The organism is Oculatella sp. LEGE 06141 (assembly GCF_015207605.1).
Taxonomy (GTDB): Bacteria; Cyanobacteriota; Cyanobacteriia; order Elainellales; family Elainellaceae; genus Oculatella.
The window spans coordinates 1-17,784 of the sequence record NZ_JADEWO010000091.1 but is presented as its reverse complement, the minus strand read 5'-3'; the positions used below and the strand labels follow the sequence as shown (position 1 = coordinate 17,784).

The following is a 17,784-nucleotide window of genomic DNA, read 5'->3' as shown; positions in this document are numbered from 1 at the left end:
AGTCTCAGACCAAGACATGGCATCTCTCAATATTCTCAAACGAAGCATCTGTCCTCACTGGAACTACACGATCAAGCCTCGCTCTGGACTCGACTCAAAAGTGTGAACTTATTTTTTAACAAGCCCTTAGAAGACCCATTAGAACTACAAGAAGTCACCGTATGAGCACCGCTAAAACCACCAGACAAGCTATTTCACCTGAATTGCTAGAGTCTCCCTTTGCCAAAGCATTGGTGCAACACATTCGCGCTAATGATCCCTATGGCACCTATCGCAACTGGACAGATGAACTGTTGCTCAAGCCCTTTGTGGTCAGCAAAGCGCAGAAACGCGAAATCTCTGTTGAAGGGGACGTAGACCCGCTGACAAAAGGGCGAATTATGGCCTTTTATCGGGCGATCGCCGCTCGCATTGAGCAACAAACGGGGCAACTATCCCAGGTCGTCATTGATCTTAGCCATGAAGGATTTGGTTGGGCACTGGTTTTCTCGGGTCGCCTACTGATCGTGGTTCGCACGCTGCGGGATGCCCAGCGGTTTGGGTTTGACTCCCTCGAAAAACTGATTGCTGAAGGTGAAACGTTAACCAATGCCGGCATAGAACTAGCAACACGCCATGCCGAAATCTGCAAACTCTAACGCTATGCTACACCCTGGTTCTATGCAATTCTGTATGCCTCAACCCAGCGAAACTACTCTCAACAAAGACGAGCTTAAAACGCAAATCAAGCGCTTGAACAGCAAAGCAGGCCAACTCAAGATGGACTTGCATGATTTGGCAGAAGGGCTGCCCACCGATTTTGAAAATCTCATGTCACTGGCGAGCCAAACCTATGCCGTTTATCGTCAACTGGATGAATTAAAGAAGCAGTTAACGCAATTGGAGCAGAAATAATGAGCAGAACACTGGCTGAATTCAATCAACTTACCGATGCAGAACAATTTTTTGTGTTCTTCGATCTTCCCTATAACTCCAATATCGTGAACGTGAATCGTCTGCATGTTTTGCAGAAGTTCTCTCAGCTCATCAAGCAGCTTGATGTGACTGGATTGACTGAAGCGGAGACACTGAACCAATATAGACTAGCGCTGCAGCAAGCCTATACGCTGTTTTTCACGTCTAATTCTTTGGAGCAGAAGCTGTTCAAGGTCTTCAACGAGAAGCCTCAAAACTTAGTGCTGCTAACCGACATTGGTTCTGATTAATTGGGCTGGGCGCACCGTGTTACCACTGTTGCGCGTCCCGTCTGACACACTCACGGAAAAGAGATATGACCATGTTGAACCTGACTCCAACCGAACTAGAACGCTATCGTCGTCAAATCATGCTTCCTGGTTTTGGGGAAGAGGCACAGCAGCGCCTGAAAGCATCTACCGTACTGGTGACAGGAGTGGGTGGGTTAGGAGGGACGGCTGCGCTTTACCTGGCGGTGGCTGGAGTTGGAAAACTGATTCTAGTACGAGGCGGTAAACTGCGACTCGACGATATGAATCGGCAGGTGTTGATGACGCAGGACTGGGTCGGTAAGCCACGTGTATTTCAAGCAATGGCAACGCTCAGAGCCCTTAATCCGGATGTCGAAATTGAAGCACTTTGCGAATACATCACCCCCGAAAACGTCGATCGCCTGGTGCAATCGTCAGATATGGCGCTTGATTGTGCCCATAATTTTGGCGAACGTGATGTATTGAACGCCGCCTGTGTTCGTTGGGGTAAACCAATGGTGGAAGCGGCAATGAATGACATGGAGGCATATCTGACGACAATTATTCCTGGTCAAACGCCCTGTTTATCCTGTATTTTCCCTGAAAAACCGAATTGGGATCGCCGCAGCTTTGGAGTCCTGGGTGCGGTGTCTGGAACCCTGGCGTGTTTAACGGCCCTGGAAGCTATCAAGCTGATCACTGGTCTAGGGGAACCTTTGCTGTCTCAGTTGTTGACAATAGATTTAAGTAGGCTAGAGTTTGCCAAGCGTCGTCCTTATCACGATCCAGATTGTCCGGTGTGCGGCCATGCAGACAAGCAAGCGGTTGCTCACCCATTCACTCCGCCACTGCTGCTGACTAGAGGATGATCGGCTCATGCTAGACCTTTCATTGATGATGGTGCTGCTGGCATTCTTCACCTTGCGTCTCGCTCGAAACGTGACTGGCGAAATTGCCCCAATCATTTTGAGATTGAGCAGTATCGTTTGCTTACTCGTTTGCTTGCTCAATATGTCCTGGATCATTCAACTAGCTGTTGCGATCGCCCTCTTAACGACCCCTACCTGTAGCAGCACCTCTCACCAGGCACCACTTTCATGTTCACGTCAGTGTCTACTGCGTTCGCAGTGCCACACCTGGCCACAATGAGTGCGATGACATCCAGCGTAACTAGAGGCGATCGCGCATCCTCCCAGTAAACCCATGTAAAAATGAGGAGATCTTATGTCCCTGTTATTAACCGAAATCGCGGAATTGCGTCTGCGTGCATTCCTCCAAGCAAGTTACAAGAGTGAAAATCCAGCCCAAGGCATTCGCGTTTCTGTGGAAGATGGCGGATGCAGTGGCTACCAGTATGCGCTCAATTTAGTCCATGACCCTGAGCCAGCCGATTTGCTGGTGCAGCAGGGCAGGGTAGCCGTTTACATCGACTCCCAAAGCGCACCTTTGTTGGAGGGCGTGGTGATTGACTATGTTGAAGGATTAACCCAAAGCGGCTTCAAGTTTTCGAATCCAAACGCGACTGAGAGCTGCGGCTGTGGGCAATCTTTCCGTGCTGGAGATTGCTCACCAACCGGAGTGCCGTGCAGTTAACTCCCACGAAGTAATACCCAATGTTTAAAGTGAGGCTCCTAAAATGGCAACTTATCAAGTCCATCTGATCAACAAGAAACGTAACTTGGATATCACCATTCCAGTCAATGATGATGTCACCGTTCTAGATGCCGCAGAAGAAAGCGGTTTAGAGTTACCCTTCTCCTGTCAATCTGGCTCATGCTCCAGTTGCGTAGGCAAGCTAGTCGAAGGTGAAGTGGATCAATCTGAACAAGTGTTTCTGGATGACGACCAAATGGCTAAAGGATTCATCCTGCTGTGTGTCACCTATCCCCGCTCTGATTGTACGATTCGAACTCATCAAGAAGCCTACTTAGTTTGAAACCTGTCTCAGCAAACTGTCTCAGCAAACTGTCTCAGCAAGGATGGGCAACATGTTCAACCAACGTGGTTTGGGTTCTGGCTCTTTATTGAAGTTACTGAAGATTGGAGAGCGGGGCGTTGTTTCTAGATTGGGCAGGGTTGACGATCGCATTGTTCAAAAATTAAGAGCAATGGGTATCACTCTGGGAACATCCATCACGGTAGAACAACAATTCCCTCGCTTCCTGGTTAAGGTGGGATGCGATCGCTTTGCAATGAGTGAGGAACTCGTTCGTGCTATCTATGTTCACGTCGCAAGCAACGAGATCAAACCTCATGGAATTAGGAGTAAATAATGAAAGTCAGTGCGCGAAATGTTCTCAAAGGAACCGTAAAAACGATCTTAGTGGGTGCAGTCAATACAGAGATCACACTAGAAGTTGCTCCTGGACTTGAGGTCGTTGCTGTCATCACCAAATCATCATCAGAACAGCTTGCTTTAGCCGAAGGCAAAGAAGCCTATGCGGTCATTAAGTCGTCGGATGTCATGATTGCGGTGGATTAAACGTTACGGCTGTAGTGGGCAATGAATTAGATCTCGCGGTAAACCGCAACACAACCTTAATTACAAATCACAGGGATAGCTCATGGCATATCTAACAGGCTTAACTCTTGGCAAAAAGACGTGGACACCTGAATTTGTTCAGGCGATCGATCATACTCGGTGTATCGGCTGCGGCAGGTGCTTCAAAGTGTGTGGTCAGAACGTGCTGCTACTAAAGGCATTGAACGAAGAGGGAGACTTTGTGGATGATGAAGAGGAGGATGAAATTGAACGGAAGGTAATGACCCTGATTCAGGCGGAAAACTGTGTTGGTTGTCAGGCTTGTTCGCGAGTCTGTCCCAAAAACTGTTACACTCACGGCCCTCTGAATCTGAACTAGGGATACCACCCGACACAAGAAATGTACTCTGGTATCTACAAACAATTCGCATCACTGTTTGTTGCATAGCATTAGGGAAAAACTCTTACATAACGAAAGCGACATTAGAGGTTGCTTTAGCAGTACCAAATGGGCTGCATTCGCTTCCTAATCGCATCCTGGGGAACTTTGAAATGGGATGGGCTCGGAAGTTCCCCAAAGTTGGGGGCTTAGCGCCTGTGGCAAGCTAGAAAAACGGGCGTTGCTGAGACAGAATGACGCCCGCACCTGCCCTGGCTGCTCCCTAATCTAGCTGTTTTCTGAGGCAGAATGCTACAGTATCGATTCAATGTGGTTGTGGGCATAGCCTACCTGATGTAATGCAAGCACACCCCAATGATCCCGTTGCAAATCCACTGGATGGACATCACTGGACAGACTACTATCAAGCAGTAGAGGGACGTCCACCTCGTGAAACGCTACTTATGGCACTGGCAAAATTCGAGGCAGCTTCCCCCTCAGCAACACTCCAGTTTGCGGTGGATCTCGGTTGTGGAGATGGGCGTGACACCGTGGAACTACTGCGACGAGGTTGGCGAGTCTTGGGAATTGATGGAGAAGAGCAGGCGATCGCCCGTCTCCTCAGCCGTGCCGATATCGACCCTCACCATCTAGAAACCCGTGTGGATCGGTTTGAAGTTCTAACCTTGCCAGAAAGTGTTGATCTGATCAATGCCAGCTTTTGTCTGCAATTCTGTCCACCAGCCTATTTCTCTGCATTTTGGCAAAAGATAGTCACCGCCATTCGAGCAGGAGGACGATTTTGCGGCCAGTTGATTGGCGATCGCGATTCGTGGGCGGCTTATCCTCATATGAATCACCATAGCCGTGAGCAAGTGCTAGATCTGCTGAGACCTTTTGAAATTGAGGAGTTGCAGGAAGAAGACCATCCAGGAAAAACCGCTCTCGGTGTCGAAAAACACTGGCATCTCTTCCATATTGTTGCTCGCAAAATTGCATAGGATATCATGACTCCAACAGGGCTATGGCCGAAGCCGTCGTTTTGGAGTTTACTCTGCCGCAATCATTACACTGCTAGATTTAATCACCGCAAAGACATCTTTCCCTTTCTTTAATCCCAGTTTGTCAGCCGATATCCGCGTCACAATCGACACCAGCTCTACACCGGGGGCGATTGTCAAGGTAATTTCTGCATTCACCGATCCTTTGACAACTCGTTTCACCTTGGCTTTCACAATATTGCGAGCACTGATTTGTACCGCCTGTACCGTTGCTGTATTGATGGAGGCGTTAGCAATGCTGGTTGAAAGCAGCACGTCTCCCTCCTCTAAATCCTCGGACACTGCAATAGTGTTTCCGGGCAAAGGCGCAGAGGCGGGCGATCGCTCCAACTGTCGAATCATTTCTCTCAAGACTTCAGTTTTGGTGCGCTGGGTCTGCTGACAAATTTGTTCTAGGATTCGCCGCTCTTCATCTGAGGATTGAAACGTGATCCAGCCTTGTTCTTTTCTTGGCATTATAAAATACCAAATAAGTTGGTATTAAGTTGGTACAATTTACGCTAACTCCAATTCTAGCGACAAGTGCTGGTGCTCGATCAATGAGTCCGATCGCTCCGGGATAACCTTACCACCTCTATATTTCCCCATTCAACGTTTATGAAACGAAGACATATTTTTGCTTTTATAAGCGGATTAATGGCATCGCTACTGCTGGCGATCGGCTGTAAGGTGATGACTGTTCCAGCCAATGCTCAGACTGCAACCCTGCTCATTGCTGCCGCCGCCAGTTTACAAGATGCCCTGGAAGAACTTGATCCACTCTTTGAATCGGCCAATCGCGGCATTACCGTTAACTACAACTTTGCCGCATCTGGGCCGCTGCAACAGCAAATTGAGCAGGGCGCACCTGTTGACCTGTTTATATCGGCGGCAAGCCGCCAGATGGATGCCTTGCAGGGGCAAAACCTGGTTGTCGCCAATACCCGTCGCAACCTGTTGACGAACAATCTGGTTCTGGTAGTGCCGCGTAACTCCAATCTTGGGCTAACTGGCTTTCGGCAATTGACTAACGCTAATGTCCGCAGAATTTCGCTGGGAGAGCCGCGCAGCGTCCCGGCAGGACAGTATGCAGAAGAAGTATTTAGGAACCTGGGGATTTTGGAGCAACTGCGCCCCAAGTTCGTGTACGGCAACTCAGTTCGTAATGTATTAGGAACGGTCGAGAGTGGTAACGCTGATGCCGGAGTGGTCTATACCACCGATGCTAGAGTTTCAGATCAAGTCAGACAAGTAGCCACGGCTCCCAGTAATCTGCACTCTGCGATCGTTTACCCGATGGCTGTCATTACCGCCAGCCAGAATCAACCAGCAGCCCGTACCTACGCTCAATTCTTAACCAGCAGCCCGGCTCAAGCTGTATTTAGACGATATGGCTTTGGCATTGCTGAATAGCAACCAGACTCGATATCTCGTTACTGATACAAAGACGCAAAACGGTCAAATTTGCGCGGAATCCCTCTCTTTACCCTTTCACTTCTATCCTCATTATCATGACTGCCGATCTCTCCCCCTTATGGATTTCGCTGAAGACCGCAGGGCTGGCAACCGTTGTCACATTCTTTGCAGGGATTGCAGCAGCCTACTGGATGTTAGGGTATCGGGGACGATGGAAAGCGATCATTGAAGGCATTTTTGTTTCACCGTTAATTTTGCCACCAACAGTGGTGGGCTTTTTGCTGCTGCTGCTATTCGGCAGAAATGGAGCATTGGGTCAATTAATGACTCAGTTTAATTTCACCGTCATTTTTACCTGGTATGCGGCCGTGATCACGGCGACGGTGGTGGCATTTCCCTTGATGTACAAAACTGCATTAGGCGCATTTGAGCAGGTGGATAGCACTCTACTGCAAGTTGCCCAAACGCTCGGCGCATCGAGAAGACGCATTTTCTGGCGGGTGCTTCTTCCGCTTTCCGTTCCCGGTATCCTGGCTGGAACAATCCTGGCATTCGCCCGGGCATTGGGGGAATTCGGCGCAACCCTGATGCTGGCAGGAAATATTCCCGGTCAAACCCAAACGATTCCAATGGCCATCTACTTTGCGGTGGAAGCGGGAGCCATGAATGAGGCTTGGCTGTGGGTGATTGTGATTATGACAATCTCATTATCGGGTATCATTGCCGTTAACCTGTGGCAAACGCACTATGAACGTACCCTTAAAGGGACTTCGTTTGGTATGGTTGAAGCCCATGAACCTGTGAATGGTCGAGGAAGACGAACTGCATCCCCCCCGATCGTGCCACTTGCCAAACCACATTTTTCTCAAAGTAATCGCGGCTTGCTGGTTGAGATTGAGAAACAGGTTGCGACCTTTACACTCAACACCGCTTTTACAGCTCAGCAAGAAACATTAGGACTGCTAGGCGGATCGGGTTCCGGTAAGAGCATGACTCTTCGTTGTATTGCCGGAGTAGAAACGCCGACCCGGGGGCGAATTATCTTAAATGGGCAACCCTTATTTGATTCAGAACAGCAAATCAATATTCCCAGTCATCAGCGCAAAGTCAGTTTAGTGTTTCAAAACTATGCGCTGTTTCCCCACATGACCGTTGCTCAAAATATTGCCTTTGGCTTACAGCCTGTCCCAAAAAGGATGCGATCGCAACAGGTCAATCAACAACTAGCGCTACTGCAATTACAGGGATTGGGCGATCGCTATCCTCATCAATTATCGGGCGGCCAACAGCAGCGAGTGGCATTGGCAAGGGCACTGGCAACGGAACCAGAGGTCTTATTGCTGGATGAACCCTTTTCAGCGCTAGATACCTATCTGCGGGCGCAAGTCGAGCGGCAACTGGTTGAAACCCTATCTACTTATCCCGGAGTCACGCTGTTTGTAACGCACAACCTGGAGGAAGCGTATCGGGTGTGCGAAAAATTGATGGTGATGTCGGGCGGCAGGGCGATCGCCTTTGATACCAAGCATCGCATTTTTGAACATCCTCACACCGTTCGCGTTGCTCAACTGACAGGATGCAAAAACGTTTCCCGCGCCACGGCAACTGGAGCCAATGCGATCGCCGCACTCGACTGGGGCGTTACCTTACAAGTTGTGGAAGCCACTCCCAATGATCTATCAGATGTAGGGATTCGTGCCCATCAGATCACTATCATGCCCAATCCTGATTCCAGCCTGACCAATACATTTCCCTGCTGGTTAGCCGCAACCAGTGAAACACCGCACCGGATGACCCTCTTCCTCAAGTTAAACGCTGCACCTCAAGGCTCGCAGGATTATCACGTGCAGGCGGAAATCTTCAAAGAGAAGTGGCAGGCCATTAAGGATCATCCCTTTCCCTGGTTTGTACGGTTTGATCCGCTCCGGTTGATGTTACTGGTTTAGTATCCTGGCTCAAGGGAGGCGATCAGCGATCGCTATCTAATCGACAGCAATCATTACATCTGATACCTTGATCACGGTGTACACTTCCTTACCAACTCCCTTCAAGGCATTACGGGCGCTCACTTCCATAACATCCTGAATGCATGGCTCAACACACGATAAATTAACTTCACTAGAATGGCACTGGCTCAAGGGATTCAAGATCCCGGATTCTTAGCCAATCCAGAAATCTGAGTACTTGAAGGTTGTTTTACAGCCGTTTTCAGTCGCATTCACTACACCGGGTACTCTACACTTTATACCCGTATCGACAGGACTGTGGCCTACCCATTCTCCTAAGGCTGATTGACCGACAAATCTTATGTCGGTTAGGTTGAACCGTGCGAAACCCAGTAGTCGTACAATTTTTGTTGGGTTACGCTAATCCAACCGACGCAAGAATTGGGTTTTCGAGAGTGTTGTCAGTCAATCAGGGCGATCGATTCATAACCTCTAGAAAGCAAAAGGAGTAAGACACTAAGAGGATGTTTCAAAAGCTAATTTGTAGCCCGACACCCGTAGGGGCGTAGCATACCCTGCGGGAAGCAAGCTTGTATCTTGAAGTTGTCCAGGTCCAAACTGGTACAAATGACTCTTTAATGGAAAGAGTCAACGGTAAAAGTGAGTTTGAAAGCAAGCTGAGGCTTTGAGCCTGGTTCGTAGATAAAACCCTTTTACCGTCTTTGACTGCCCCAGTAGGCTGGACAGCATCTGAGGTCGCTTGGAAGCCAAGATGAACCTGCATGAACAAGCTTAGTTGTGAGGCAGTCGTTTTTCTAGTCATAACATTAGGGTGTGAATGCGATGGTAGAAGCGGTTCTGGGAATTGATGTTGGTAAACACAAATTGCACGTTGCACTTCTGTTCCCCGGCAAGAAACCAAAACCAAAAGCGATCGCCAATACAGCCGAAGGACATCAAACTTTACTGCAATGGCTGCAACAGCAAGATGCCAATCAAGTGCATGCTTGTCTGGAAGCGACCAGTACTTATGGAGAAGCGGTTGCCGAAGTCTTACATGAGGCAGGACATCGAGTGAGTATCGTTAATCCAGCTCGGATTGGCGGGTTTGCCAAGAGTGAACTGAGTCGAACGAAAACAGACAAGGTTGATGCTGCTTTAATTGCCCGCTTCTGTGCGGCGATTCGTCCCAGTTTGTGGACGCCTCCTCCAACAGAAGTCAAGCAACTGCAAGCGCTGGTTCGTCGGCTTGAAGCCCTTAAACAGATGCAGCAACAGGAGTTGAATCGACTGGAGACTGCCACGGCGCAAGTCATTCCTTTAATTGAGGAACACTTGAAGTATCTCAAGCAAGACATTCAACGGACAGAGCAGCTGATCAAAGGCCACTTTGATCAGCATCCAGGCCTCAAGCAGCAGCGAGACTTGCTGACGAGCATTCCTGGTATTGCTCAAACGACGGCAGCGTTGCTACTTGCAGAAATCGTCTCCTGGCAAGCATTTGAGAGTGCTAAACAGTTAGCCGCTTACATTGGGCTGACTCCGCAAGAGCGAACGTCGGGGTCATCGGTGCGGGGACGAACGCAGTTATCCCGTACAGGAAGTGGACGCTTACGAAAAGCTCTCTATATGCCTGCTGTGGTCGCTAAGCGACACAATCCCACTGTTCGAGCATTTTGTGAACGCTTAGCGGGTCGTGGTAAAACGACTATGCAAATCGTCGGAGCCGCGATGCGTAAGCTAGCCCATATTGTTTACGGGGTGCTTAAGTCTAACCGTCCGTTCGACCCCAATCTTACCTCTTGACTTTTAAGACAGCATCTACGGGCAATACTTCTGGGTCTATTTCAAGGGTTATCTACCGAATGCTACGCCCTTACAGGAGACATTTGATACTTTTCAAACAACCTCCAAGGTTCTTGCTTACCAATGTATTAGTATCACGCACTCTGCATTCAGCGCTTTATTACTTAAAGATGTACTTACAAGCCACACCCCTTTCACGGCAAACGTTTCAAATTTCCTTAAGGTCAGGGTACGAGTATTTTTAGGGCAGGTGCGAGTAGCCTGCTGAAGCCGCATGGTTTAAAGATAGCTCTATCGCATTTCTGGCAAAACCAGGGGCTTGATTGTTTTATCTGCAGAAAGTCTACAATGAACTATTTTGGACTAAAAAAAGTTAAAAGAATATTTATTCGCTCAACCCGAACAAAAAACCATCCTGTTCTTAGTTACGACTATATGATAAATCCTATTCACACGACAGACACGATCCACCGCAAACAGCGGAAAGAGCAGATATTCCCTGGTTCAACTTCTCAAAATTGAGCAAGCCACATTATGCCTTACGCTATTAACGATCGTTGTATTCAGTGCGATAGCTGTCTTCCCCGTTGCCCTACAGGTGCCATTACGATCGTTGATGGCAAGGATTTTTGGATCGATCCCACTCTATGTAACAACTGCAACGGCTATTACTCACAACCACAATGTGCTTTGGTTTGCCCGGTTGACTCGCCCATCCCGTTTCAGGCAAAAAAGGGGAGATGTAAGGCGAGTGAGAGAACCATTCCACATCCCGATCTGTTCCCAAATGGCAAAACGAATCCATTTGCTTCAGCAATCGTAGTTTGGGAACTGTGCAATATTCTGGCGCAACGTCGCTCTCTACCCTGGCAAACTGATCCAGATGGAAAACTATGCTATCAACGCCAAGTCAAGCAAGGACAGAATTTAATCACCTTTCAAGTTACGGATATGCTGGATTCTCAGCAACCTGTCGCCTTGGAGACAGCAGATGCTTTAGCAGCGATCGACACCTTTGATATTCGGGCGGCCTGTCTGCATTTGATCTATGCTGCCTATGCCGCGTCTCTGGATCAACCGTGGCAGCAGGAGTTTGTGATTAGCGATCGCCAGATTGAAGACTACTTAGGTCTAGATAAACGAAAAGACCTGAGTAAAATGGCAAAGCTAACGTTGATTAAAGAACTGGCACAACAGCCTTGCAAAATTGCAGTCAACTTGAACTGGAGCCAACAGGGAAAAATTAAGGGATGTTCTCTGGAAACTAGCCGCTTATGGCATTTGCTCGGAATACAGCATCACTTCCAGGAGGATGAACTAGGATGCAAACATCTGACTGGATTAACATTTAGAGTCAGAGCTGGGTTATGGACAAACTACTTTTTGAACCGCAACGGGTATAAAAATCATACGGCCTTCTATCAATATGGAACGTTGCCCAAATCTCTGCTCACTACCGTTATGAGTATTTGGCAACAACATGAAGGTGCCGCCCGCATCATGTTGTGGCTCTTGTTCAAAACCAAGATGGGGCAAGAGCAGCGAATTACCGTACCCACGTTGATGCGGGTAGCCTATGGTGAAACTAAATTAACGCAAGTCCCTTCTCAAGCAGAAGGACGAAAGCGATTACTCCGAACCTTTGAAAACGACCTGGAAGTTCTCGATCGCTACGGTATTAAACCAATTTTTGACCCTGTTACCTATCCAACCGAAATTCAACCCTTATGGGCTAAGCTAGCTGATTTACCGGATGATGCAGAAGCAGCACTAGAGTTTTGGACCAATGACGGAAATCAGGCTTATCGGTTGACGGACGCTGCGCCTAGAGGCAAGTGGAATCGACTCATGAATGCTCGTCTGCTTCGCTTTGAACTGCCAGACGATTGGCAGAAACCGCCCTCCAAAAAACCCAAACAAAAGCATCAGCGCAAATCACACCGCCAGGTATTACTCCAAGCCCAACTTATGCTGTCAGGCCAGCAAATTGTCGAGGCAAGAAAAAAACTCCAGTTAAGCCAACGTGCCTTAGCTCATCAAATCGGTAAAAGCCAGAGTTGGGTGCGAGATGTAGAACGAGGTCGTTTTCAACCCGCTTCCAAAGACCAGGCACTCCTGCGTCAGGTATTGAGAATTGGATGAACGGATGGCTGATTTAGTCTGCAAAGGAAGTGACTTCACGAACAGCCTGTAGTGGCGTAGGTTTGATCGGTCATTTGTAGACCATTTGTAGACACATCTGTGAGGGCATAGCATGGGCAGATCGCTTCTAACCAGATCGAGACTGTTGACCTGAAGGTCACGCCCCTACAGCAGACATGTGCTGAATGAGATATCAAGCCCAATTGAGTGCCAGCAACACAAACCGCAATACAAACACCGCTGCTAGTAGCCAAACCGTGACGCTAATTTCGTGAGCCTTACCCTGAAACGCCTTAACAAGAGGATAGGTAATGAACCCAACCGCCAACCCTTCTGCGATCGAATAACTCAACGGCATAATCAAGATCGTCAAAAACGACGGAATCGACTCAGCCGGATCAGACCAATTGATGCCAGAGACATTGCCCGCCATTAATACGCCCACAATCACCAGCGCTGCCGCTGTTGCAAAGGCTGGAATGGCAGAAAACAGCGGAATAAAAAAGATCGAAAGCGCAAATAAAATGGCAACAACGATCGCCGTAAACCCAGATCGTCCGCCTTCAGAAACACCCGCTGCCGATTCAATGTAAGTGGTGACGGTAGATGTACCCAGCATCGCACCTGCCGACGTACCGATCGCATCTGCCATTAGCGCTCGATTCGCGTTGGGCAGTTCGCCTCGTTCGTTGATCATTCCGGCCTGAATGCCAACCCCGGTCAGCGTACCCACCGTATCAAACAAGTCCACAAATAAGAAAACAAAGGTGATGGCAACGAAGTTAGCAAAATTGCCGCCATTCAGTTGGCTAAACCCAACAAACGCCTGACCAATCAGATCTACAGGAAGTTGGGGCACCGCTACGAGTCCCGCAGGCGGCGGCACCAGACCTAAAATCCAACCCAGAATTGCAGTGGCAAGAATACCCAACAGCAACGCACCTTTGATGCGACGAGCCACAAAAGCGCAGGTAATCAGTAACCCAGCGATCGCCATTAGCGTGTAAGGATTTCCCAAATTACCTAAAGACGTGATCGTTGCTTCGTTTGCCACAATAATTCCGGCACCATACCCCCCTTCGGGCGGTGGAGCAGGATTGCCCGATAGCCCAATATAGGCAATAAACAACCCAATTCCAGCAGCGGTGGCGCGCTTGAGGCATTCGGGAATTGCCGTAATGATCTGACTGCGAATGTTAGATAGCGTCAGCAGGATGAAAATGATGCCCTCTACCAACACTGCCGCCAGCGCTAACCGCCAATCAATGCCTAACCCCAACACCACCGAAAAGGCAAAAAAGGCATTGAGTCCCATTCCCGGTGCCAGGGCAAAGGGATAGTTTGACAGCAACCCCATCAGTACAGTGGCGATCGCGGCTGAAATCGCTGTGGCAATCACCAGTTCACCAAATAAGTCCCCCGATTCTTGCAGGAAAATTGCATTGGAGAGAATGGCAGGATTGACGACCAAAATGTAAGCCATCGTCACAAACGTGGTGCCACCTGCAATAATCTCAGTCCGCAGATTGGTTTGCAGGTCGGCAAACTTAAAGTAGCGAGCGATCGCCCCACCCTCGGAAGGGGGTGGACTGGAGGATTGATTTGGTTCTAGATCTGTCGAACCCTGGCTCATACACACCTCTGCCTAGCATCAAACGTGGGTCAAACTGTCGCACGCCGCCGGGATAGTGCAACAACTCCTGATAGTACGCCAGAACAGGCACTACGATGATGTAGACCACGCTACAAAAAGCGGGTACACCAAGGCAACAAAGGGGATGTTTTCACAGTGCCAAGGGACACTCCCACTTTCTTTTCTGGCTTGCCACCAACACTAAGCCCCTTAACAGTTGAAGGCTTTAAACATGGAATGGCTTCAAGCTCCCAGAGTCAGGGGCTTAAAGCCATTCGGGTTATGCCAGAAAAAGGGATAAAAGCAGCGGATTGGCTACGTCTGAAACCACCCCTAAAGACGCGGATTGGAATCTGCCAGTGGAGTAGAATTCGCCGTATTGCTCACCAGGGGGCGCGTATTGTTCGACAGACGCTCGCCCGTTTCTGTGTTGAACCAGTGAATCGCGTCAGGCGGCAACGCCAGCGTCACATCTTCCTGGCTCCAGGGGCGATCGGCAGGCAGCAACGATCGGATTGTGCGGTTCTCTGAACCCGGAAGTTGCACACTCAGTAAATTACTCATCCCCAGGTTTTCAACCAGGAATACCCGACCCTGAAACGAGTGCGCGTCGCCCGGTTGCGCCAGCCGTACATGCTCTGGCCGAATCCCCAGAGTCACATCAGGAGGTGACGTAAAGCCCCCCGGCAGCGGAATCCGGTAGTCGCCCAACACAGCATTTTTACCGTCCGACTTCAGGTGCAGCAAATTCATTTGCGGGCTGCCAATGAATCCGGCCACAAACATATTGGCCGGATGCGTATAGATTCGCTGGGGTGGATCGAGCTGTTGCACGTCGCCCCGGTTTAAAACAGCAACCTTTGTAGAAAGGGTCATGGCTTCCGTCTGGTCGTGGGTGACGTAAACCACCGGGGTATTCTGCGCCTCAAACAGTTGTTTTAACTCGGCTCGCACCTGCTCGCGCAGCAACGCATCCAGGTTACTGAGCGGCTCATCCAGCAGAAACACTTCTGGACGACGAACCAATGCCCGAGCCAGAGCCACCCGCTGCCGTTGCCCGCCAGAGAGTTGGCCGGGTTTGCGACCCATCAGTTCTTCTAGCCCTAACGCACCGCTCGATTCCCGAATCCGTTCTCGGATCTCGTTGGATGACATGTGCTGGAGTTTCAGCCCCGACGCAATGTTGTCATAGACCGTCATGTGGGGATAAAGCGCATAGCTTTGGAACACCATCGAAATGTCGCGCTTGCCCGGAGGCAGGTTGGTCACATCGCGATCGCCAATAAACACCTTTCCTCGCGTGGGCTGTTCCAGGCCAGCAATTAACCGTAGCGTGGTCGATTTGCCGCAGCCAGAAGGCCCCAACAGCGTTAAAAACTCGCCATTGTCTACCGTCAGGCTCACATCCTTAACCGGAATTACCTTAGGACTGTACGTTTTATTCAGGTTTTGCAGTTCGAGTTTAGCCATAATTTCAAAATGGTGAATAAATTAATTCGGTAAAGCAGAAGGAATTTCAATGGTTAGAGGGTCGTTCAGGGAAAACAGCACTGTGGCGGCTCAACGGTCTAACCTCAAACCTTATCCTTTCACAGCACCAGAGGTTAAACCCTGGACAATGCGGCGTTGGAAGAACAGCACCAGCAAAACCAGTGGCAAGGTACCCACCACCGTTGCTGCCGCGATCGGGCCATAGGGAATTTCAAACAGGGTAGCGCCACCCAGCTGAGCCACCGCCACCGGAATGGTCTTCATCGTCTCGCGGGTAATGAAGGTCAGCGCAAAGATATATTCATTCCAGGCAAAGATAAACGCCAGAATCCCCGTTGTAACCAGCGCCGGAACGGTCATGGGTAGTAAGATCTGGGTCAGCATTTGCCAGGTGTTATAGCCGTCTACCTTGGCAGAATCTTCCAGATCTCTGGGTAATTGCAGGAAGAAGCTCCGCATCACCAGCACCGTTAACGGAATGTTGATGGCAGTGTAAGGAATGATCAACGCCAAATAGTTGTTGGCTAAACCCGCTGCCCGCACAATCTCCAGCAGTCCCAAAAAGAGCAGGATATAGGGAAACAAGGTCACAATTAAAATTAGCCCCAGAATAATCCGCTCTCCCTTGAGCCGTAACCGAGCCAATGCATAGGCAGCCGGAGTGCCGATCGCCAAACACAGCAGGGTAGACGTCACCGCCACAAACGCACTGTTAAACATGTAGTTCAAGAACGGACGACGCTGAAACAGCTCAACATAGTGCTGCCAGGTGAGCTGATCCGGTCGTGGAAAGTAAACGTTAGGAACTGCCGAAATCGCCTGATTGGTTTTAAAAGAGGTGAGCAATTGCCACAGAATCGGAGCCAGGCTAAATAGCACCACCAAAATGACGGCGATCGTCAACAGCACTCGCTTCGAGGAAAAATGAGTTTCTCTCGCTTCAGCCTTGGGTTGAGGTTGAACCGGTTGTTGTACCGTTGTCATAGTTTCTCTCCCGCAGAGGTACGAAGTCTAGAGATGACCAGGGCTGCGATCGCCACCACCAAAATGAGAACCAGGAAGGTAACGACCACCAGAGCCGCCCCATACCCAAAATCGAGATAGCGCATGATCGACGAGTAGACGTAAAGCGACACCACCTCCGTTGCGCCCCCCGGGCCGCCGCCCGTCATCACCTGAATCAGGTCAAAAATGCCAAAGGATTGAGCAAAGCGGAACAATAACGCAATCACAATTTGCGGCATCAGCAGGGGCAAGGTAATTTGCCGGAAGCTCTGCCAGGGGGTTGCGCCATCAATGGAATGCGCTTCATACAGATCTTGCGAAATGGACTGTAACCCAGCCAGCAACAGAATGGCGACAAACGACGTGGTTTTCCAGACATCGGCAACAATGGCCGATACCATTGCCAGGGTTGGGTTGCCCAACCAGTTAATCCCAACGTCGATCAGGCCAAGCCGCAGCAGCAAATCATTCACCACACCAAACTGGTCGTTGAAAATCCAGGCCCAGGTGAGGGCAATTAGCGCGGTGGGAAGGGCCCAGGGAATGATGGCGATCGTCCTGACCAGTCCCCGACCTCGAATCGACTGATCCAGCACCAGCGCAATTCCCATGCCAAGAATCAGCTCTAGAATAATTGCAGAAAAGGTAAAAACAGACGTGTTGAAAATACTCTGCCAGAAGCGCCCGTCTTGAAACATGCGGGCGTAGTTATCCAGCCCAGAAAATACTGGCTCCAGCCCGGTACCCAGGTTTTGAGTAAACAGGCTGAGCCAGAACGATCGCAAAATTGGATAGGCATAAACTAGTGCCAGAACCAGCAGAGCTGGAGCAATTAAAATCCAGCCAGTTCGCTGTTCCCGTGCCCGAATGGTATCTGCCATGAGATGCTTGTTTCCTCCTTACTAGCTAGCGAGCCGACCCAGCAATACCCGGGTTTCGTTTGCCGCCGACTGCAACGCCCGCTCGGGACTCATGCGATTGGTAATTGCGGCGCTAAGATAGCGTTGCAAAATATCCGATGCTTGAGAGTACTGAGCAATATTGGGGCGAATCACAGCCTGTTGCACGATTCCCAACAAATCGGGATAGTAACTATACTCAGCGACCAGTTCTGGATCGTTGAACAGATCAGTACGGCTAGGAACGTACCCCGTTTCCAGGAGGAAGCGGCGCTGGACATCTTCACTGGTGAAGTACTCAATAAATTGCCATGCTTCATCCGGGTGAGGCGTAGTGGTG

20 protein-coding genes are annotated in these 17,784 nt (G+C 49.6%); 14 read left to right on the top strand and 6 right to left on the bottom strand.

Annotated features, from left to right (window positions below):
* The first annotated feature begins 161 nt into the window (after positions 1–161).
* From IQ268_RS30105 to IQ268_RS30060, 10 genes are all read left to right on the top strand, one after another.
* Positions 162–638, top strand: a complete 477-nt coding sequence (locus IQ268_RS30105; RefSeq protein ID WP_193886840.1) for a NifX-associated nitrogen fixation protein — start codon at positions 162–164, stop codon at positions 636–638.
* A gap of 34 nt (positions 639–672) precedes the next feature.
* Complete coding sequence (locus IQ268_RS30100) at positions 673–894, top strand: CCE_0567 family metalloprotein (RefSeq protein ID WP_193886838.1); 222 nt, start codon at positions 673–675, stop codon at positions 892–894.
* On the top strand, positions 894–1,205 hold the full coding sequence (nifW, locus tag IQ268_RS30095) for a nitrogenase-stabilizing/protective protein NifW (protein ID WP_193886836.1): 312 nt from the start codon (positions 894–896) through the stop codon (positions 1,203–1,205). The genes IQ268_RS30100 and nifW overlap by 1 nt, the downstream gene beginning before the upstream one ends.
* Before the next feature lie 71 nt (positions 1,206–1,276).
* A complete protein-coding gene (locus IQ268_RS30090) occupies positions 1,277–2,074 on the top strand; it encodes a HesA/MoeB/ThiF family protein (protein WP_193886842.1) in 798 nt (265 codons plus the stop codon).
* A gap of 355 nt (positions 2,075–2,429) precedes the next feature.
* Positions 2,430–2,798 carry an iron-sulfur cluster assembly accessory protein gene (locus IQ268_RS30085; RefSeq protein ID WP_193886834.1) on the top strand — a complete coding sequence of 123 codons (369 nt, stop codon included), beginning with the start codon at positions 2,430–2,432 and terminating at the stop codon, positions 2,796–2,798.
* 43 nt (positions 2,799–2,841) lie between these two features.
* Positions 2,842–3,141 carry a 2Fe-2S iron-sulfur cluster-binding protein gene (locus IQ268_RS30080; protein WP_193886832.1) on the top strand — a complete coding sequence of 100 codons (300 nt, stop codon included), beginning with the start codon at positions 2,842–2,844 and terminating at the stop codon, positions 3,139–3,141.
* Between the two features lie 52 nt (positions 3,142–3,193).
* Positions 3,194–3,478, top strand: coding sequence for a FeoA family protein (locus tag IQ268_RS30075; RefSeq protein WP_193886830.1), 285 nt, complete (start codon positions 3,194–3,196; stop codon positions 3,476–3,478).
* A complete protein-coding gene (locus IQ268_RS30070; RefSeq protein ID WP_193886828.1) occupies positions 3,478–3,687 on the top strand; it encodes a molybdopterin-binding protein in 210 nt (69 codons plus the stop codon). Before IQ268_RS30075 ends, IQ268_RS30070 begins: the two co-directional genes overlap by 1 nt.
* An 82-nt stretch (positions 3,688–3,769) precedes the next feature.
* Positions 3,770–4,066, top strand: a complete 297-nt coding sequence (fdxB, locus tag IQ268_RS30065) for a ferredoxin III, nif-specific (protein WP_193886826.1) — start codon at positions 3,770–3,772, stop codon at positions 4,064–4,066.
* 359 nt (positions 4,067–4,425) lie between these two features.
* Positions 4,426–5,067, top strand: coding sequence for a trans-aconitate 2-methyltransferase (locus IQ268_RS30060; protein ID WP_193886823.1), 642 nt, complete (start codon positions 4,426–4,428; stop codon positions 5,065–5,067).
* A 48-nt stretch (positions 5,068–5,115) separates the two neighbouring features.
* Here IQ268_RS30060 and IQ268_RS30055 read toward each other — a convergent pair whose 3' ends face one another.
* Entirely contained in the window at positions 5,116–5,583 is a 468-nt protein-coding gene (locus IQ268_RS30055; protein ID WP_193886821.1) for a molybdopterin-binding protein, read from the bottom strand.
* Positions 5,584–5,724: 141 nt separating this feature from the next.
* On the opposite strand from IQ268_RS30055, the gene modA reads away from it, so the two are divergent.
* The 4 genes from modA to IQ268_RS30035 all read left to right on the top strand — a co-directional run bounded on the left by modA (position 5,725) and on the right by IQ268_RS30035 (position 12,416).
* Complete coding sequence (gene modA, locus IQ268_RS30050) at positions 5,725–6,519, top strand: molybdate ABC transporter substrate-binding protein (RefSeq protein ID WP_193886819.1); 795 nt, start codon at positions 5,725–5,727, stop codon at positions 6,517–6,519.
* A gap of 98 nt (positions 6,520–6,617) precedes the next feature.
* The gene (gene modB, locus IQ268_RS30045) at positions 6,618–8,468 is read left to right on the top strand and encodes a molybdate ABC transporter permease subunit (protein ID WP_193886817.1); all 1,851 of its coding nucleotides are present in this window, start codon (positions 6,618–6,620) and stop codon (positions 8,466–8,468) included.
* Positions 8,469–9,311: 843 nt separating this feature from the next.
* Positions 9,312–10,274, top strand: a complete 963-nt coding sequence (locus tag IQ268_RS30040; RefSeq protein WP_193886815.1) for a transposase — start codon at positions 9,312–9,314, stop codon at positions 10,272–10,274.
* Positions 10,275–10,808: 534 nt separating this feature from the next.
* A complete protein-coding gene (locus tag IQ268_RS30035; protein ID WP_193886813.1) occupies positions 10,809–12,416 on the top strand; it encodes a 4Fe-4S binding protein in 1,608 nt (535 codons plus the stop codon).
* A gap of 193 nt (positions 12,417–12,609) precedes the next feature.
* On the opposite strand, the gene IQ268_RS30030 is transcribed toward IQ268_RS30035, so the two are convergent.
* From IQ268_RS30030 to IQ268_RS30010, 5 genes are all read right to left on the bottom strand, one after another.
* Positions 12,610–14,049, bottom strand: a complete 1,440-nt coding sequence (locus IQ268_RS30030) for an NCS2 family permease (protein WP_193886811.1) — start codon at positions 14,047–14,049, stop codon at positions 12,610–12,612.
* 333 nt (positions 14,050–14,382) lie between these two features.
* On the bottom strand, positions 14,383–15,519 hold the full coding sequence (locus IQ268_RS30025) for an ABC transporter ATP-binding protein (protein ID WP_193886809.1): 1,137 nt from the start codon (positions 15,517–15,519) through the stop codon (positions 14,383–14,385).
* A 111-nt stretch (positions 15,520–15,630) separates the two neighbouring features.
* The gene (locus IQ268_RS30020; RefSeq protein ID WP_193886807.1) at positions 15,631–16,524 is read right to left on the bottom strand and encodes a carbohydrate ABC transporter permease; all 894 of its coding nucleotides are present in this window, start codon (positions 16,522–16,524) and stop codon (positions 15,631–15,633) included.
* Positions 16,521–17,426: a carbohydrate ABC transporter permease gene (locus tag IQ268_RS30015; RefSeq protein ID WP_193886805.1), complete on the bottom strand. Its 906-nt coding sequence runs from the start codon at positions 17,424–17,426 to the stop codon at positions 16,521–16,523. Before IQ268_RS30015 ends, IQ268_RS30020 begins: the two co-directional genes overlap by 4 nt.
* A gap of 21 nt (positions 17,427–17,447) precedes the next feature.
* On the bottom strand, positions 17,448–17,784 hold a 337-nt coding region (locus IQ268_RS30010; protein WP_193886803.1), incomplete at its 5' end, for an extracellular solute-binding protein.

Excerpts from the sequence above, each read along its gene's own strand:
- IQ268_RS30060 (WP_193886823.1), top strand. The coding sequence starts at position 4,426 with ATGCAAGCACACCCCAATGATCCCGTTGCAAATCCACTGGATGGACAT.
- IQ268_RS30100 (WP_193886838.1), top strand. The coding sequence starts at position 673 with ATGCCTCAACCCAGCGAAACTACTCTCAACAAAGACGAGCTTAAAACG.
- modA (WP_193886819.1), top strand. The coding sequence starts at position 5,725 with ATGAAACGAAGACATATTTTTGCTTTTATAAGCGGATTAATGGCATCG.
- IQ268_RS30040 (WP_193886815.1), top strand. The coding sequence starts at position 9,312 with ATGGTAGAAGCGGTTCTGGGAATTGATGTTGGTAAACACAAATTGCAC.
- IQ268_RS30105 (WP_193886840.1), top strand. The coding sequence starts at position 162 with ATGAGCACCGCTAAAACCACCAGACAAGCTATTTCACCTGAATTGCTA.
- IQ268_RS30055 (WP_193886821.1), bottom strand. The coding sequence starts at position 5,583 with ATGCCAAGAAAAGAACAAGGCTGGATCACGTTTCAATCCTCAGATGAA.
- IQ268_RS30030 (WP_193886811.1), bottom strand. The coding sequence starts at position 14,049 with ATGAGCCAGGGTTCGACAGATCTAGAACCAAATCAATCCTCCAGTCCA.
- IQ268_RS30075 (WP_193886830.1), top strand. The coding sequence starts at position 3,194 with ATGTTCAACCAACGTGGTTTGGGTTCTGGCTCTTTATTGAAGTTACTG.
- IQ268_RS30025 (WP_193886809.1), bottom strand. The coding sequence starts at position 15,519 with ATGGCTAAACTCGAACTGCAAAACCTGAATAAAACGTACAGTCCTAAG.
- IQ268_RS30035 (WP_193886813.1), top strand. The coding sequence starts at position 10,809 with ATGCCTTACGCTATTAACGATCGTTGTATTCAGTGCGATAGCTGTCTT.
- IQ268_RS30090 (WP_193886842.1), top strand. The coding sequence starts at position 1,277 with ATGTTGAACCTGACTCCAACCGAACTAGAACGCTATCGTCGTCAAATC.
- IQ268_RS30085 (WP_193886834.1), top strand. The coding sequence starts at position 2,430 with ATGTCCCTGTTATTAACCGAAATCGCGGAATTGCGTCTGCGTGCATTC.
- IQ268_RS30015 (WP_193886805.1), bottom strand. The coding sequence starts at position 17,426 with ATGGCAGATACCATTCGGGCACGGGAACAGCGAACTGGCTGGATTTTA.
- IQ268_RS30080 (WP_193886832.1), top strand. The coding sequence starts at position 2,842 with ATGGCAACTTATCAAGTCCATCTGATCAACAAGAAACGTAACTTGGAT.
- modB (WP_193886817.1), top strand. The coding sequence starts at position 6,618 with ATGACTGCCGATCTCTCCCCCTTATGGATTTCGCTGAAGACCGCAGGG.
- IQ268_RS30020 (WP_193886807.1), bottom strand. The coding sequence starts at position 16,524 with ATGACAACGGTACAACAACCGGTTCAACCTCAACCCAAGGCTGAAGCG.
- nifW (WP_193886836.1), top strand. The coding sequence starts at position 894 with ATGAGCAGAACACTGGCTGAATTCAATCAACTTACCGATGCAGAACAA.
- IQ268_RS30070 (WP_193886828.1), top strand. The coding sequence starts at position 3,478 with ATGAAAGTCAGTGCGCGAAATGTTCTCAAAGGAACCGTAAAAACGATC.
- fdxB (WP_193886826.1), top strand. The coding sequence starts at position 3,770 with ATGGCATATCTAACAGGCTTAACTCTTGGCAAAAAGACGTGGACACCT.